The 17,431-nt window shown below is 39.6% G+C and carries 15 protein-coding genes; 4 read left to right on the forward strand and 11 right to left on the reverse strand.

The features are described 5' to 3' along the window. Positions 1-92: 92 nt before the first annotated feature. On the forward strand, positions 93-608 hold the full coding sequence (gene dsbB, locus CYG50_RS09475) for a disulfide bond formation protein DsbB (protein ID WP_102138669.1): 516 nt from the start codon (positions 93-95) through the stop codon (positions 606-608). A gap of 57 nt (positions 609-665) precedes the next feature. Here dsbB and CYG50_RS09480 read toward each other — a convergent pair whose 3' ends face one another. The 4 genes from CYG50_RS09480 to CYG50_RS09495 all read right to left on the reverse strand — a co-directional run bounded on the left by CYG50_RS09480 (position 666) and on the right by CYG50_RS09495 (position 5,223). After that, the gene (locus CYG50_RS09480) at positions 666-2,948 is read right to left on the reverse strand and encodes an FdhF/YdeP family oxidoreductase (protein WP_102138670.1); all 2,283 of its coding nucleotides are present in this window, start codon (positions 2,946-2,948) and stop codon (positions 666-668) included. Between the two features lie 290 nt (positions 2,949-3,238). Beyond that, positions 3,239-3,538 carry a DUF333 domain-containing protein gene (locus CYG50_RS09485; RefSeq protein WP_102138733.1) on the reverse strand — a complete coding sequence of 100 codons (300 nt, stop codon included), beginning with the start codon at positions 3,536-3,538 and terminating at the stop codon, positions 3,239-3,241. A gap of 45 nt (positions 3,539-3,583) precedes the next feature. Further along, the gene (locus CYG50_RS09490) at positions 3,584-3,916 is read right to left on the reverse strand and encodes a DMT family transporter (protein ID WP_102138671.1); all 333 of its coding nucleotides are present in this window, start codon (positions 3,914-3,916) and stop codon (positions 3,584-3,586) included. Between the two features lie 107 nt (positions 3,917-4,023). After that, positions 4,024-5,223, reverse strand: a complete 1,200-nt coding sequence (locus CYG50_RS09495) for a sugar transporter (RefSeq protein WP_102138672.1) — start codon at positions 5,221-5,223, stop codon at positions 4,024-4,026. Between the two features lie 369 nt (positions 5,224-5,592). Here CYG50_RS09495 and CYG50_RS09500 point away from each other — a divergent pair, with 369 nt between their 5' ends. Continuing rightward, positions 5,593-5,814 carry a DUF2594 family protein gene (locus tag CYG50_RS09500; protein ID WP_102138673.1) on the forward strand — a complete coding sequence of 74 codons (222 nt, stop codon included), beginning with the start codon at positions 5,593-5,595 and terminating at the stop codon, positions 5,812-5,814. Between the two features lie 177 nt (positions 5,815-5,991). Here CYG50_RS09500 and CYG50_RS09505 read toward each other — a convergent pair whose 3' ends face one another. The 7 genes from CYG50_RS09505 to msrC form a co-directional block, all read right to left on the reverse strand. Then, entirely contained in the window at positions 5,992-6,270 is a 279-nt protein-coding gene (locus tag CYG50_RS09505; protein ID WP_102138674.1) for a hypothetical protein, read from the reverse strand. A gap of 199 nt (positions 6,271-6,469) precedes the next feature. Continuing rightward, positions 6,470-7,852 (reverse strand): alanine/glycine:cation symporter family protein, encoded by a 1,383-nt coding sequence (locus CYG50_RS09510; protein WP_102138675.1) that lies wholly within the window; start codon positions 7,850-7,852, stop codon positions 6,470-6,472. A 346-nt stretch (positions 7,853-8,198) separates the two neighbouring features. Beyond that, positions 8,199-9,080: a protease HtpX gene (htpX, locus tag CYG50_RS09515; protein ID WP_102138676.1), complete on the reverse strand. Its 882-nt coding sequence runs from the start codon at positions 9,078-9,080 to the stop codon at positions 8,199-8,201. Between the two features lie 419 nt (positions 9,081-9,499). Then, entirely contained in the window at positions 9,500-10,051 is a 552-nt protein-coding gene (locus CYG50_RS09520; RefSeq protein ID WP_202981456.1) for a YdcA family protein, read from the reverse strand. 284 nt (positions 10,052-10,335) lie between these two features. After that, positions 10,336-12,378: a carboxy terminal-processing peptidase gene (gene prc / locus CYG50_RS09525; protein WP_102138677.1), complete on the reverse strand. Its 2,043-nt coding sequence runs from the start codon at positions 12,376-12,378 to the stop codon at positions 10,336-10,338. 19 nt (positions 12,379-12,397) lie between these two features. Beyond that, positions 12,398-13,087, reverse strand: a complete 690-nt coding sequence (proQ, locus tag CYG50_RS09530; protein ID WP_102138678.1) for an RNA chaperone ProQ — start codon at positions 13,085-13,087, stop codon at positions 12,398-12,400. Between the two features lie 110 nt (positions 13,088-13,197). Then, on the reverse strand, positions 13,198-13,680 hold the full coding sequence (msrC, locus tag CYG50_RS09535; RefSeq protein ID WP_102138679.1) for a free L-methionine (R)-S-oxide reductase MsrC: 483 nt from the start codon (positions 13,678-13,680) through the stop codon (positions 13,198-13,200). A gap of 132 nt (positions 13,681-13,812) precedes the next feature. Between msrC and yebS the strand changes: the two genes are divergently transcribed. Together yebS and CYG50_RS09545 are read left to right on the forward strand one after the other, a co-directional pair. Continuing rightward, positions 13,813-15,039, forward strand: coding sequence for a membrane integrity lipid transport subunit YebS (yebS, locus tag CYG50_RS09540; protein ID WP_102138680.1), 1,227 nt, complete (start codon positions 13,813-13,815; stop codon positions 15,037-15,039). Beyond that, complete coding sequence (locus tag CYG50_RS09545; RefSeq protein WP_102138681.1) at positions 15,014-17,353, forward strand: PqiB family protein; 2,340 nt, start codon at positions 15,014-15,016, stop codon at positions 17,351-17,353. The genes yebS and CYG50_RS09545 overlap by 26 nt, the downstream gene beginning before the upstream one ends. The last annotated feature ends 78 nt before the right edge of the window (positions 17,354-17,431 follow it).

Here is a 17,431-nt window from a genome sequence, read left to right on the forward strand (position 1 = left end):
CCTATCTAAAATTGCATTATTTCACTTTAATTACTTTTTTTATCGGTCTGATAGAGGCAAAATGGGCGCATCACTCAATTAGGATACTAAGTATGTTCAGATTTTTTAACTACTGCTCACAAGGAAGAGGCGCTTGGCTACTTATGGCCTTTATTGCCTTTATACTCGAGTGTGCTGCTTTATATTTTCAGCATGTTATGAAGCTACAACCATGCGTTATGTGTATCTATGAGCGCGTTGCATTACTTGGGATTATGGTTGCTGGCATAATTGGCGCAGTGGCACCGCGAAACATGGTGATACGCTGGGTTGCCATGCTTATTTGGGTTTACTCTGCTTGGCGCGGTTTAGATCTTGCATGGGAACATACCATGCTACAGCTTTATCCTTCCCCATTTGCCTCTTGTGATTTTTTCGTTAATTTCCCTGATTGGTTACCATTACAAGAATGGGTACCTGCAGTGTTTGAAGCGACAGGTGACTGTGCTGTTAGGCAGTGGGCATTCTTAGGGCTGGATATGCCACAATGGTTAATTGGCATCTTCGCGGCTTATCTCTTAGTTGCCATCATTGTTATCATCAGCCAGTTCTTCCCAGCCAAAAAATAATCTTTAAGACCCCAAATGTTACGTTCAACATTTGGGGTTTCTAAAACTTAAATCTGTTTATTGAATAACTCGTTCTAATTTCACGGGAATATTTTTATACGCAGGAATACCACATTGCGGGTCGAAATTATCTAACGAAATTAGATTATTAGCTTCAGGAAAATAAGTAGCAACGCTGCGGTCTGCCATATCATAAATCACGACAGTGAGGTTATCTAAACGGCGTTTTGTCGGTTTCTGCTCACGATCTAATGCAATGAGATTAACTTTATCCCCCGCCTCTAACTTCTGTTTTTGGGCTTCTGCACCACTGATGAAAACAACATCTCGCTGCCCAAACACACCACGGTATCGGTCATTTAACCCATAAATTGTTGTATTGTACTGATCATGGCTACGCAATGTCGCCAAAATCAATTCGCTATTTACCGCTGAATTCGGGTCTTCAATAACGCCCTCTGTCGGTACAAAGTTAGCTTTACCTGATTGCGTTAACCAACGACGCTCAGAAGCAGCGTTAGTCAGATGGAACCCTCCAGGTATTTTAATACGTGCGTTATAATCATCAAAACCAGGCAGTACCGCTTCCATCGCATCGCGGATCAAGTCGTAATTACCGATAAAATCATCCCATTCAACTTTACTCTGCGGTATTGCCGCTTTCGCTATCCCTGCAACAATCGCACACTCGGATTTAAGATAAGGGCTACAAGGTTTAAGTAAACCTTTTGATGCGTGAACCATCGACATGGAGTCTTCTACCGTAACGCATTGCACACCACTGCTTTGTCTGTCTATCTCACTACGCCCTAATACAGGTAATATGAATGTCTGCTTAGCGGTTAATAAATGAGAACGATTTAGTTTCGTTGCTGTATGGACGGCTAAATCAAGCTTTTTCATACCTGAAAAACAAGCGTCTCTATCTGGCATTGCAACTGCTAAGTTTCCACCCATACAAATTAACGCATTGGCTTTTCCTTCAGAAATTGCTTGCATACTAGCCACTGCTGCATGGCCAAATTCACTTGGTGGTTTAAAACCAAATCGTTGTTCAATTTTGTCTAAAAAGCTTTTTGACGGTTTCTCTGTAATGCCAACCGTTCTGTCACCCTGAACATTCGAATGGCCGCGCAATGGGCAAATACCCGCACCTTCGCGGCCAATATTACCTTTTAGTAGCAGTAAATTAACGAGTTGCTGCACATTTTGCGTACCATGTTCGTGCTGAGTGATCCCCATGCCATAACAAATAATAGTGCTTTTTGCCTCAATATAAAGGTCGGCAATCTCTTCAATAGACTCACGAGGTAAACCAGAAACCCTCAAGATATCTTTCCAGCTTGTTGTCTCTAAGTCATTTTTTAAAGCTTCATAACCCTGTGTATGAGTTGATATGAACTCAGTATCGAGAATAGGTTCTTTTCCTGCGTCCACAGCGGCTTGGTGCTTTTCAATCAACAACTTCATGACACCTTTAAGTAAAGCTGTGTCTCCACCGATACGAACCTTATAATAGTGCCCTGCTAAAGGTGTAGACTCTAGCGTTAGCATTTCTACCACGTCTTGCGGGTAGGCAAAACGCTCAAGACCGCGTTCTCTCAAAGGATTTATTGCAATGATTTTTGCGCCGCGTTTAGAAACTTCGCGCAATGAACTCAACATCCTTGGATGGTTAGTCCCTGGGTTATGGCCTATACAAATAACTAAGTCCGCTTTATCAAAATCGTCTAACAATACTGTCGCTTTACCGACACCAATGGAATCAGCAAGACCAACACTCGTTGGCTCATGGCACATATTTGAACAATCAGGGAAATTATTTGTTCCATATTCACGAGCCAGCAATTGATATAAGAATGCGGCTTCATTTGAAGTTCGACCGGAGGTATAAAATTCAACAGTATTTGGGTCTGAATAACTTTGTAAACGCGTACCTATTTGCTGAAAGGCCTCTTCCCATTCGATAGGTTCATATTTATCGGTTTGTGAATTATATTTCATAGGGTGAGTTAGACGGCCTTCATCCTCTAAATGGAAGTCATCCCACTCAAGTAATTCTGTAACAGTGTATTTAGAAAAAAATTCCGGGGTTGTTTTTTTAGATGTCGCTTCCCAAGCAATTGCTTTTGCCCCATTCTCACAAATATCAAATGACGCTGTGTGTACAGGATCAGGCCACGCGCAGCCAGGGCAGTCAAAACCGTCCACCTTATTCATTTCAAACATCGCAATGATATCGTGCCCGACTTTCATTTGGCCGCGTAGCGCTTCTGCAACTGCTTTTACAGCCCCCCAACCTGCAGCGGGGCCATCATACTCTTCAATTTTCTTTTTCATTAGGCATTACTCTTTAATAAATGTAAACGTCTTTATATGTGCTTTTATAATTATCTAAAATATTCTTTATTATTTAATATTAGTAATTTCGTCGTTAAATATCAATAATTAAAATAAACACCTAAATAGATGCTCATAATTAGATGACCTATATATGATTAATAAAAAACATAATTAATAAAATGAAATATAGGAATATTAAAATAGAATAGATTAGAATGGGAATATAGCGTTAATTAACCTCTTATTAATAATTAATAGGAGGTTAATTAACTTCATAAAAAGAAGAGTTATATGCAAGAGCCCGATTGTATAATGTCAACAGCACAACGTTTACCATTCGCAAATTGACATACGGCAGTTTGTGAACCATTTAATTCTAATGTCAATGCAGGTAAGCCCCCCGCTGACACACAAGCTTCTTGCGCACCAGGCCCTAAATTGACCACTTGCTGGGCATACTGACTCGCGGAATGTTCCACAGACTTATCTACGTTTGAGCTACCACACGCAGATAGCATGACAGATATCACCCCAGCAAGTGACATTGCTATTACTGGTTTTAAAAATTGACTAACCCGATGCCTCATTTTTGTTTCCCCAATCATGCTGCCTGAATATCCTGCACCAACGGTTTAGTGCCCACCACTTTTTGAAAATAAATTAATGACTAAGACACCAATAATAATTAATAGCATACCAATAATTGCAGGTAAATCGAGTTTTTGGTTGTAAATATAAATTGCAGCGATGGAAACCAACACAATTCCCAAACCTGACCAAATTGCATAAGCAATACCTAATGGCATGGTTTTCACCACCTGTGAAAGCCCCCAAAAAGAGACTGCATAACCGATAATAACAATCAAAGACGGCCAAAAACGACTAAAACCATCAGATGCTTTTAATGTTGTCGTTGCAATGACTTCAGCAATAATAGACATCAATAAGAAACCTAGACCCTTCATTGTCTTTCCTTATTATTAGAATGAGTTACTCAGGTAACAACAAAAAAGCTCTGTTTATCATTAAAATAACACAGAGCTTTCATCTTTACGTCATAATGAAATGCGAGTTAGTGATTTGCAGCAGCGCCTATTCTATCGCTAAGGGTGTCACTATAGCGCCTGAATAAATAGACACATAATGCGAAAGCTATAAGACCAATCACACCACCAATGTAACCAATCTGAGTCATCCCCATATGGACAATAACTTGATTACCTAGCAGCGCCCCTGCACCAATACCGATGTTGAAAATTCCAGAGAAAATTGACATTGCCAAATCGGTGGCATCTGGAGATAAATCAATCACCTTAACTTGCATCCCTAAACCAATGCACATCATTGCCATTCCCCAGAACACCGATAACATCACCAAAGACCAAACATCTCTGCCTAATGGCATCAGCAATAATAAACAAATCGTCATAAATGCGATTGCTGCGGGTAAGAATGATAATGAAAACTTGCTGCTGTAGCGACTGAATATGACGCTGCCAACAATACCAGCTCCACCAAAAATCAGCAGGAGTAAAGTTGCAAAATTTTGGCTTTGTAATGCAACTTCTCGAACAAAAGGCTCAATATAACTGTAAGCCGTAAAATGTGCGGTTACTGCTAACACCGTTAATGCAAACATTCCAACGAGTGCCGGCCGTTGAAATAGCATAGGCACACTTTTTAACGAACCGGAATGTTCACTTGGTAACCGAGGTAAATAACGGATCAAGACAACCATAGTAAACAATGCAATAACACCGATACCTAAGAATGTCGCTCGCCAACCTAAGAATTGCCCAACCACTCGGCCAAGGGGAAGACCTAATACTGTCGCTAATGCAGTCCCCGTCGCTAATAATCCAAGTGCTTGAGCTTTTTTACCTGCGGGGGCAACCCGAATAGCCAACGATGCCGTAATTGACCAAAATACAGCATGAGATAAAGCCACACCAATACGTCCTGCAATTAAAATATCAAAACTCCATGCAAAACCAGAAATAATATGGCTAATAATAAAGATAACAAATAAGAAGCCTAATAATTTACGGCGCTCTATTTTACTGGTTAATAACATTAAAGGTAGCGACATCAAAGCCACAACCCACGCATAGATTGTTATCATCAAACCAGTATGTGCGACCGTCATATCAAAGCTTTTTGCAATATCACTGAGTAATGCAACAGGTACAAACTCTGTTGTATTAAAAACAAATGCAGCAACCGCTAATGCTATTACACGGATCCAAGCTGTTTTTCTAGAAACTTGCGTCATATTTCTTTTAGCCTTCACTTTCCCACAAATAACAGATACCAACAGCTTAATTGGATGTAAAAATTGCTGCAAAAAGACATTGGTATTTAGTACAGGATTGAGTCGTTACTGAGCAACCTCTGTTGCCAATAACTCTTTTTGTGAATTGTATCACAATTTTTTATTGTTCATAAAGACTCCTTCCTACCTACTGGCAAGAAAAACAGCGGGCCTAGTAATTATTAGCGCCTCCTACATCCTATTTAATCGTTCGTTCAAATTTAACGCATTAATCTGAATATTTATAACATTCAGTTATCTGAAAACACATAGTATTACTTTCTATGCTACAATCTTGCTATTATTTTTTATGCTTAAAGGACCTTTTTAATGAAAAACCATTTTCCTACTGAACCTAACGTTAATACTTTAGCGGATGAAGTTACTTGTCTAAAAAATTTACTGACGCATATGTTAAAAGCTATCGGCCAAGCTGATGCAGGTAAAATTTTAATCAAGATGCAACGTGAAATTGCACAAATGGAAGACGAAAAACAGGCAGAAACCTATAAAAACACGTTAGAACAAATAAAAACAGGGTATCGCCAATAGATTATTTAGCGATAAATGCTATTTTAAGGATATATATACTATTGAGTGGTTTAAACTGCACAAATAACTAAGTTTTAATCATGAAAATCATCTATCTTTGTTCATGAATTAAACCATTCTTTATTCATTTAGCTCCCCCTTCAGAACCCTATGAAGGGGGCTTTTTTTTTCTACAACTTATGCATTATTCCGCTTATAAATATCTTGGCAATGCTGAATATATTCATCAACTGTCGTATCAGCGGTTTGTTTATCCCAGCTTTTCTGCTCTTCAAAAGCCCACACTTGAAATGTTTGCCCTAAGTTAGCCCCTGACATGCCAACTTGCTTATAGACTCGATGGTAAAAACCTTGCTCAGAATGATAGATCTCAAATTTAAATGGAACTAACCTAGCGGGGTTTGTCGTTGTCAAAAATTCATTACCAAACAATAACGTTTTCTCCAGAATATCCATTCTATCCCCTTGTTTAATTTATAAAATACGCATGGTTTACAACTTCTCTTCTAAGCATAGCGCATTTAACGCCATTCCGTAATTTTACCGATAAAAATAGATGATTTATATATTACCCATCGATAAGCTTTATGAATAAGAGGGGGATATTGAAGAAATAATAAGCTTCATCATTAAAATGAAGCTTATTATCAATCGATTATGATTTATTGTCGTACAACTGTTTTGCCATATCAATGCTATCTGCGTTCACATCTTTTATATGGTCTCGTGTTAACCGATAAACAACAGGGCTTAAAAGTAACAGAGCAATTAAATTAGGGATCGCCATCATAGCATTTAGTGTATCCGCTAATAACCAAACAAAATCAAGTGATTGCGTTGCACCAATTGGTAAAGCTATCAACCATAAAACTCGGTACGGTTTTATTGCTCGCAACCCGAATAAATATTGCACACATTTTTCGCCATAGAAACTCCAACCCAAAATGGTGGTGAATGCAAATATGGCTAATGCAATAGCAACAATGTAATTTCCACCTGGAATGGCTGTTTGGAATGATGATGCGGTTAGTGTCGCTCCGGTTTCACTGGTCAGCCAGCCACCAGTAATAATGATGGTTAATCCTGTAACAGAACACACAATGATAGTGTCAATGAATGTCCCTAACATCGCAATAAGCCCTTGGCGAATAGGATTTTGTGTTTTTGCAGCAGCGTGGGCGATAGGTGCACTTCCCAAACCCGCTTCATTGGAAAACACGCCTCGTGCAACCCCAAAACGTATTGCAGCCCATACCGCCGCACCTGCAAACCCACCTTGAGCAGCGACAGGGTTAAAAGCTGAGGTCACGACCAAAGAGAGCGCACCTGGGATCTCCTTAAAATAGATACCAAGCACAATGACACCTGCGCCAAAATAAGCCACAGTCATAAATGGGACAAGTTTTCCTGCAACATCAGAGATACGTCGTAATCCACCAATCAATACCGCACCGACTAATAAAACTAATACCCCCGCCGTCAACCATTTATGCACACCAAAGTTACTTTCTAGTACATCTGCAACAGAGTTAGCTTGTACCGTATTTCCGATACCAAAGCTAGCACATGCACCGAAAAAGGCAAACAGCGTTCCTAACCAAATCCATTTAGGGCCTAACCCATTTTTAATGTAGTACATTGGGCCACCAATATACTGGCCATATTTATCCACTTCACGAAAACGAACTGCTAACACGGCTTCGGAGTACTTAGTTGCCATTCCGACCAAAGCCGTCATCCACATCCAAAATAACGCGCCAGGCCCTCCCATGACGACCGCAGTTGCGACCCCAGCTATATTCCCCGTGCCAATAGTGGCCGATAACGCTGTCATTAATGCGTTAAAAGGTGATATTTGCCCCTCACCTCGTGACTCATTCTTTTGAAACAATAGCTTAAAGCCTGTTCCAATTTTTCTTATCGGTAGGAATGCAAGCCGAATTTGCATATAAATGCCAACGCCTAAGATCCCAACAAGCATTGGTACTCCCCACACCACACCATTTAGTTCACTTAACCACGTCGTTATCAAATCCATCCTACCCCCAATTAATTCATATCAATTAACATATCAATAAAATTCATAACATTTCCTTATCAATCTAATAAAGATTAAAAGTAGAATAAAAGCGAACAAAATTTCTAAAATTCATCATTTAAAATAAAAGATTGTGAGTAAGCTCACTTGTGATTTATCAATTGCAGTTATAAATACAATTAATTGCGAGTCGTCATTAAAATTGAGTTAATTGAATATGGGTTGATATTTTTGAGGGGATATGTGTCACATACTGTTTCAATAAAAAAGCCCAGTAATTAAACAATTACTGGGCAGATACTAAAATTATTGTCTACTTAAAGCTAACTTTAGACGATTATTTAGGCTACTTTAAATATTCACCTGAACGTAATGCTTCGATACGTTTGTCTAATGGTGGGTGCGATAAAAATAATTCACTGAATGCTTTACCACGACCATTGATACAAAATGCCATCAAACGACCTTCTTCTTGTGGTTCATAGCTCGTTTTCAACCGTTGCAATGCCGCTATCATCTTTTCACGCCCCACTAATTTTGCCGAGCCAGCATCCGCGTGGAACTCACGGTAACGAGAGAACCACATAGTAATGATGCTCGCCAAAATACCAAAGACGATTTCAAGTACCATGGAAACCGCAAAATAGACCATTGGGTTACCATTGCTACTTTCACTTTCGTTATCACTGTTGGACATAAAACCTGCCGCAACCTGTGCAATAATACGTGAAATAAAGATAACGAACGTGTTCACCACACCTTGCAATAAGGTCATCGTTACCATGTCGCCATTTGCGATATGGCTAATTTCATGAGCAATTACAGCTTCAGCTTCATCACGGCTCATATTTTCTAATAACCCGGTACTCACCGCGACAAGCGAAGCATCACGTCGCGCGCCCGTAGCAAACGCATTGATATCTGGTGCATGATAAATAGCCACTTGTGGCATCTGAATACCAACTTGTTGTGCTTGGCGCTCAACGGTTGATACTAACCACTGTTCCATTTGGTTACGTGGCGTTTCGATAACCTCACCGCCCACTGATTTCAGAGCCATCCATTTGGACATTAATAGTGATATGAAAGCACCACCAAAACCAAACAGACCAGCCATGATCATAAGACCTTGGACACTACTCCCTCTGATCCCAGTTAAACTTAGGATTATCCCAAACACAAACATAACTGCTAAGTTTGTGAGTAAGAATAAAGCAATTCTCATCATTTTTTATGTATTCCTTGGTAAAAACAAATATACGTAGAATTTACTTTATAAATAAGGTTTTTTCACACTTTTTCAAGTGCATTAACGCGAAAACCCTAAAAAATAACATAACTTTACATAGCTACATGCAAAACTCATTGGTATATGCTAATTAAATGATAACTTTTGATGGTGAAATTTTTAACCATTTGTTTTTTAAGGTTCATTTTATAACCATTTAAATTTAAAGTTATTTTTCATTGAAACGATAAAGCTAGTTTGTCAATCACCAAAAACAATTTAGTGTATTTATCTATCTTATCATCCACTTTGCTTGTCAAATGAATGAATATTCAATTTTACTTTTATTTTATTAAAAAATAATGCCACATTAAGTGGCACTATTATGTTTTATTGTAATTTGCAGTTTTATTTTCGAACTAATTAGTTTTCTCTTTAGTCGATTTTGTTGCTTTCTCTTTTACGGCTTTTGCAGATTCTTTGTCTGCAGCTTTAGATGCTTTCTCTTTTACGGCTTTTGCCGATTCTTTGTCTGTCCCTTTACTAACTTTATCTTTTACGTCTTTAACTTCTTTATCCGCAGCTTTGCTGGCCTTCTCTTTTACTGTCTTAGCTGTGCCAGATGCTTTATCACTTGCCTTGTCTGCTTTATCAGAAACGGTTTTACTGGCTTTGTCACTACTGTTTTTTATTGAGTCAGAAACCGATGATTTACTTGATTGCTTGACAACGCCTGTGCCAATCACCGCTCCAGCCGCTTTCGCTTTACTGTTAATATCGTTTTTTAATTCTATCGTACACACTTGCTCTGAACGGCTTGTTGACCCGTCATTACAGATAAACTTCTCCCCGTCACAACGGTCAATTCCTCCTTTACTTCCAGAACAAGGGTAATTTCTTGCATTCGCTGTATTAATAGATGCAACCATCATCACACTAACAGCCATTAATCCTATAAATAATTTACGCATGGTAATGCCTCATTGATAAGGAAACTATACCAAAAGTTTAGGATAAATTAAGTAAAGGTAAAGAAACCTATAGTTAATTATTAATTTCAGTTAGTCATTTTAAAAAATAAAGTAAACAAAGCATAAAACTGCATTAATTTGGGGACTATTTACTAAAAATATCAAATTAACAATACACTAATGTTTAGCTTATATTTTGCGATAGCTATTAAGATGGTACAGGAAAACTTAAAAAATTAAGCCAGCTTAGGCGCTGGCTTAATTTGACAAATAATAAGAGGAAATTATTTATTATTTGATAATAACTTAGTATGTTGATTCGCTAAATCGACCGCCATTTTAACCGTTTCATCGAGGTATGGATCTGGCCCTTCGTAATCTTTAGGTAAATCATCAATTGATTTCAATAATGGTTTACCTTCTCGAGTATTACGTTCATTTATACGTTTCAATTTTGTCGCTTCAATTTCTGAATCTTCTTTTTGTCTCTCAGCATAGTTGAGTGAAATACGATTCTTACTCTCTTTGTTAACTTTATAGCGCGCAATATCTTCATCAATATAGTTGAACTCAGGGTCTTTGCTAATACGCGCCAAATGCTGCGTTTTTATTGGCGATAAATCAGAAGAAACATCACCAACAGGCGTATATTTTGCCGGTGGAATGCTATCCCATGGCAATGCGTTGTCCTCAAAACTTTCACCTGTTTCAGCTGGATCCTGGCCTGTAGGCATGACCACATCAGGAGTCACCCCTTCACGCTGTGTACTACCACCATTAACTCGGTAAAATTTCTGAATAGTATACTGAACGGAACCTAATGAAGGCCATTCTGGTTTTAGCATTTGATCGTAAACACGACTTAAACCACGGTGTTGCTGAACGGTTCCCTTACCAAAAGTCGGTTCACCGACAATCATCGCCCTACCGTAATCTTGCATTGCCGCAGCAAAGATCTCTGATGCGGATGCACTAAAGCGGTCGACTAAAACAACAAGAGGACCTTTATAGTAAACAACGTCATCATCATCGATATCTTGGCGAACTTGGCCGTTATTATCACGAACTTGCACAATTGGCCCTTTCGGAATGAACAAGCCAGATAAAGAGACCGCTTCGGTTAATGCGCCACCACCATTACCGCGTAAATCGATAACCAATGCGGAAACATTATCTTTTGCCAAGTTTTGTAATTGGGTTTTAACATCATTTGTTAAGCCGACATAAAAACCAGGAATATCTAAAACAGCAACTTTATCTTTACCTTGCTGTTTGATTGTCAGCTTGACCGCTCGGTCTTCTAGCCGGATCTGCTCCCGAACTATGGTGACAATATGTGGCTTCGCCCCTTTAGTATCAGAAACGACTTCTAACCGAACTTTGCTTCCTTTCGGGCCTTTGATTAAAGCAACCACATCATCAAGGCGCCAGCCAACCACATCAACAATCGGTTTACCCGTTTGACCTACACCGATAATTTTATCACCAACTTTTAGCTCTTTACTTTTAGCCGCAGGGCCTCCAGCAACTAACGAGTTGATAACTGTATTTTCGTCATCTTGCTGTAATACCGCACCAATTCCTTCTAATGATAAACTCATTTCTGAATTGAATTGTTCTGTATTACGAGGCGATAAATAACTTGTGTGCGGATCGATTTCACGAGCGAAAGAGTTAACGATCAATTGAAACACATCTTCACTTTGCGCTTGCGTTAAACGCCTCAACGCAAAGTTATAACGCTTTGTCAGTTTCTCTTTGATTTCTTTGTCATCTTTCCCTGATAGTTTTAAATTCAACCAGTCATAACGCACTTTTTGGTCCCAAAGACGATCAAGCTCTTGCTTGTCTTTGGGCCATGGTGATTTAGAACGGTCAACTTCAATTGAATCAGTCGCATTTAAATCGATGGGTTGCTCTAAACGAGCTAGTGCATATTTAAAACGCTCGAAACGTCTTTCCTGAGACAGGTTATACAGGTCATAAAACGGATCTAATTTGCCATCCTCAAGCCATTGACCGACTTTGCCTTTATCTTTGGCGTATTGGTCAATATCGGATTGAAGTAAAACATTATGACCGAAATCTAACATATTAAGATAACGGTCAAATATCTTCCCAGAAAACGCATTGTCTAAATCAAATTGACGATAATGTGAGCGAGTAAACCGAGATGTGACTCTTTCACTCACTGTACCGTGTTGTACATTCTGTTTTAAGACAGGTAACTGAGCCGCAGTGACCGGAGCCACTGCTTGAGTATTAGCGACTGCACTGCCGAAAGTCGCTAGACTAACCACCAGTGCAATTTTAAGAAGTTTGTTCATGACCTGATTGACCTCCGTATCAGAACTTTAAATGTTCCGCGCGTACAATCATTGCCAGCCCTGTTGGCAATTGAACCCTAACACCGTCTTTTGCAATTTCCAGCACAGAGGCGTCCATCACACTAGTGCCCACTTTCACTTTCAAAGTTTGGCCAATCTGTAGTGCGTTGATATCAGTCACTGATTTCAGTTTTTGCTCTGGAGCTGGTGTATTACGACGAGAGTTCTTAGATGATGTATTTTGCGGACGTTCTTTATTCTCTGTTGGACGGCGGCGAGGTGCTCTTTCTTTAGTTGCATCTTGAGTACGCGGTGTTTTTTCACCCGTTTTTTGTGCAACTGGGCGTTTTTGTGCTTTCTGTTCAGCACGTTGTGCTTGAACGCGAGCTTTAGCCTCAGATAATTGTTGGCGCGCATGAGCAATATGTTCTGCGTCTAATTCGCCACAATCTTCACCGTTTAGGTCAACGCGTTTAGCGCCCTCTTTAACACCGTAAAGATAACGCCAGCTAGAAGTATACATGCGTAATGCAGAACGCAGTTGCGTTTTGCTAATACCATCTTCTTCTTTTAAGCACCCTACGATGTCTTGAAAAATTCCGACTTTTAACGGACGTGCTTCGCCTTCAGCGATAAAACAGCGAGGAAAACGCTCTGCTAGAAATGCGATAACTTCTTTACTACTATTCAACTTAGGTTGATTTTCCATGAAATTTCCTGATAACAACGATTTTGCCAACCTCACGGGCATGAACAAGCCGACATTATAATCGTGTTGCTGACAATTGCCACGTTACTATTAATTTAACTGACCATTATTTAATGATATTTAGGCATAGAACACATTGCCAAGTGTTGACACAACTGGCTTACAAGGTGTTGTAACCCTTTTTCGTCTTCCTGGTCGAACTGGCTAATATTTGGGCTATCGATATCTAAAACCCCGATAGTTTGCCCATTAACTACCAAAGGAAAGACAATTTCTGCGTTACTTGCTGCATCACAAGCAATATGACCTGGGAATGCATGTACATCTTCTATACGCTGAACTTGGTTATTGCTAAAGGCTGTTCCACAAACGCCTTTACCAAAAGGGATCCGAACACATGCAACTTTACCTTGGAAAGGACCCAACACTAATTCTTGCCCATTACTGAGATAAAAACCAGCCCAGTTAACACCTTCTAAACATTCATATAATAATGCGCTGGTATTTGCTAAGGTTGCAATTAAATCATACTCACCTGCAAGTAGAGCAGAGAGATTGTCTGAAAGTTCAAGATAATACTTCTTTTTATCCATAATTATTTCTTGTAATAATCAAGCAATTAATCAAATATTTGTAAGCGTAGCCCTAAGATTACCAATTTGTCACTTTGAGGTAAATTCTTTTACACTAGATTACATCTAGGTAACCACCTAAAATGAGTCAATATGAGCCACACTAATCACACTGATTTGCTTTTTCAACGCTGTAATCATTGCAATCAGAAGCTATTAACGCCTCAATTCAGCATACGGCAAGTCGTTGTTTGCCCTCGCTGTTTTAGCCAACTTAATGATGGGCGATCTTGGTCACTTAATCGTTTATCAATACTGGCTATCACATTATTGATGCTTGCCCCCATTGCATTTTGGCAACCTCTCATTTCTATTCATTTATTAGGAAGCCAAATCAACGCAAATGTCATTGAAGGTATTCGCTTAATTAATCAACAAGGGGACCCATTTACCGCCAGTATAGTGGCTTTTTGTGCTATTGCCGCCCCCTTATTATTACCAATTTTAATTTTATTGTTACCTATTGGTCAGCGCATCAATTTGAATCTCCGGCCGATCCTTTTAGTGCTTGGACATATCAAAGAGTGGGTTATGTTAGATGTTTACCTGATAGCATTGGGTATTGCCGCCATTAAAATGCAAGATTACGCGAGTGTATTTATTGGCCATGGCTTAGTCGCTTTTATTACCATGTCTATTCTCAGCTTATTAATTCTCATCCATATGAACCTAGATGAGTTATGGCACAAATTTTATCCCACTAATAATAAAGAAGCGCAAGATAGCACACTAGCCTGCACTGCCTGTCATTACACTGGGCCTGCGAATTGGAATGGGAAATGCAGACGATGCCATCGTCCTCTACATTTTCGGGAGCCTCATAGCTTACAAAAAACCTGGGCCGCACTAATTGCAGCCATGGTGTTATTATTTCCTGCTAATTTAATGCCAATTTCTATTTTTTATCTCAATGGACAGCGCTTAGAGGACACCATTTATTCTGGAGTCGTTTCATTAATTGATACAGGCAACTGGCCAATAGCAATTATTGTATTCATCGCCAGTATACTCGTTCCATTTATTAAGATTATTATCATGATATTGCTACTGTTTTCTGTCCATTTCAAAAGCAATACTGACCCTATTCTACGTATGAAATTACTTAAGTTTGTTTCATGGATTGGTCGTTGGTCCATGCTTGATTTATTTGTCATTGCTTTAATGATGACACTCGTTAATCGAGATCAGCTGATGTCTTTTACTATGGGGCCTGCTGCTCTGTATTTTGGTTCAGCCGTTATTTTAACTATTTTGGCTGTTGAGTGGTTAGATAGCCGTTTAATTTGGGATTCTTATGGAAAATCAAACCCCGCAAAATGAACCTTCTGAAGAAATATCAGAAGCCATATTACGTAAACGCAAGCAAATTTCGCCTTTCTGGCTGCTGCCTTTAGTCGCTATTTTCATTGCGGGCTGGCTTTTGTTTCAGCATTGGGTTGAACGAGGAACAGATATCACGATTGAGTTTACCTCTGCACCTGGTGTTGTCGCCAATCGAACGCCTATCCGATACCAAGGTGTTGAAGTTGGTTTAGTGCAATCTGTTGCTATCAGTAAAAATATGAAAACCATTATTGTGACCGCTAGTGTGAATAAAGACATGCGACCGGCTTTGAACTCAGGCACTAAATTTTGGTTAGTCACCCCCAAAGCATCATTGGCTGGCGTTTCTGGCCTTGATGCTCTGGTTGGTGGAAATTACATTGGCATGTTACCCAGCACAGGAACAGAGCAGTTCTCTTTTGTTGCACAAGATACGCCCCCACAACTCAATATTGATAAAGGTGAGTTACTTATTCACCTTACAGCTCCAGATCTAGGCTCATTGAATGAAAACTCCCCTATTTATTACCGGAAAGTGCCTGTTGGTTATATTTCGGACTACACTATTTTGCCTGATAACAAGGGTGTTTCCATTTCTGCGGTAGTAAAAAAGCCTTATGTTAACTTAGTCCGCAAAGAGAGCCAGTTTTGGAATGTATCAGGGCTTCAAGGCAATTTTGACCTTAAGTCTGGTGCCAGTCTAAAAATGGAAAGCCTTTCTGCAGTTATCAATGGCGCTATTGCCTTTGATTCACCGCAAAACGGCCCACAAGCAGAAGAAGGGCAACAATTTGTCCTACAAAGTAGCAAAAAGATAATCAAAACCGAAGAGGAAGACGGTAAATCCCCCCTTACGGTAGCACTTTGGGCACATGACACTTACGGTGTCGATAAAGGTCAACCGATTGTTTATAAAGGCATTCAAATTGGCGAGGTGTTACAGCGTCACTTGGCTACTGAGAAAGTCAATTTTAGTATCTTGATATATGATGAGTTCAAACACCTTGTGCGTGAAGATAGTAAATTTGTTGCTAATAGCCGGGTGGATATCCAATTAGGTCTTAATGGAGTGCAATTCCAAGGTGCTACTCCTCAAGAATGGTTAGATGGCGGCATCCATCTAATTGCAGGACAAAGTAAAGAGAAACTCCCCGAAACGTTTCCTTTATATCGTAGTGATGATAATGCAAAAGCGGGTATTTTAGGGGCTTTACCTCCCACCACTATCACCCTCAACACGACTACATTACCAGACATTCAAGCTGGCTCTGTTGTTCTTTATCGCCAATTTGCCGTCGGCAAAATCATTGCAATTAAACCGACCAAAGTCGGGTTTGCGATCAATGTAAATATCTCAAATGAATATCTTCATTTACTCACTGAGAACAGTGTGTTTTGGGCTGAAGGTGGCGCAAAAGTTCAACTTAATAGTAACGGTTTAACCGTTCAAGCGGCCCCTCTGAGCCGAGCCATTAGCGGTGCAATTAGCTTTGATAACCTTGATGGTAGCGTCGCCAATACTGCTCGACAGCATACACTTTATCCAAATGAGACCTCTGCGAAAGCAATAGGAAGCATCATTACTCTGACAACATTTGATGCATCAAAACTCTCCGAAGGTATGCCAATCCGTTACTTAGGTATAAATATTGGCCAAATTGAATCATTAAAATTGTCATCTGATAAACGTGAAGTGCAAGCAAAGGCGATCCTATACCCTGAATATGTCAGTACTTTTACTAAACTAGGAAGTCGCTTCGCTGTTGTAACCCCTGAACTATCTCCCGCTGGTTTAAATAATTTAGATAGTATATTGCAACCATATATTAGCGCAGAACCGGGACGGAATAATAAAACCCGTTATCAGTTTGAATTACAAACCGCCAATATTACAGACTCGCGCTATCTCGACGGTTTAACTATTTACCTTGATGCTAGTGATGTCGGGGCCATTCAGGTTGGCACGCCTATTTTGTTTAGAGGATTAGAAGTCGGTGTCGTTACAGGTCTATATTTGGGAGAGCTTTCCGATCGCGTATATGTTGCAACACGTATTGGGAAGGAATACCAATATCTTATTCGCAGCAATACCGAGTTTTGGCAATCCTCCGGTTTTAATTTTTCCTTTGGCTTAACGGGTGGCGTTGCCAAAAGCGGAACGTTCAAACAGTTTGTGCGTGGTGGTATCTCCCTTGCAACACCGCCATCAGTGCCTTTAGCCCCACAAGCTAAACCTGAACAGCATTTCATCCTAAAATTAGAGCCCCCTAAAGATTACATGGCGTGGGGAACGTCTATCCCTAAAAAATAACCACTATTAGGGTGCATATTAACCACATATTGCACCCTTCCCTAACACACACCATAAAAATTATTTTGGAAATTAATT

It is taken from the genome of Providencia huaxiensis (assembly GCF_002843235.3).
GTDB lineage: Bacteria > Pseudomonadota > Gammaproteobacteria > Enterobacterales > Enterobacteriaceae > Providencia > Providencia huaxiensis.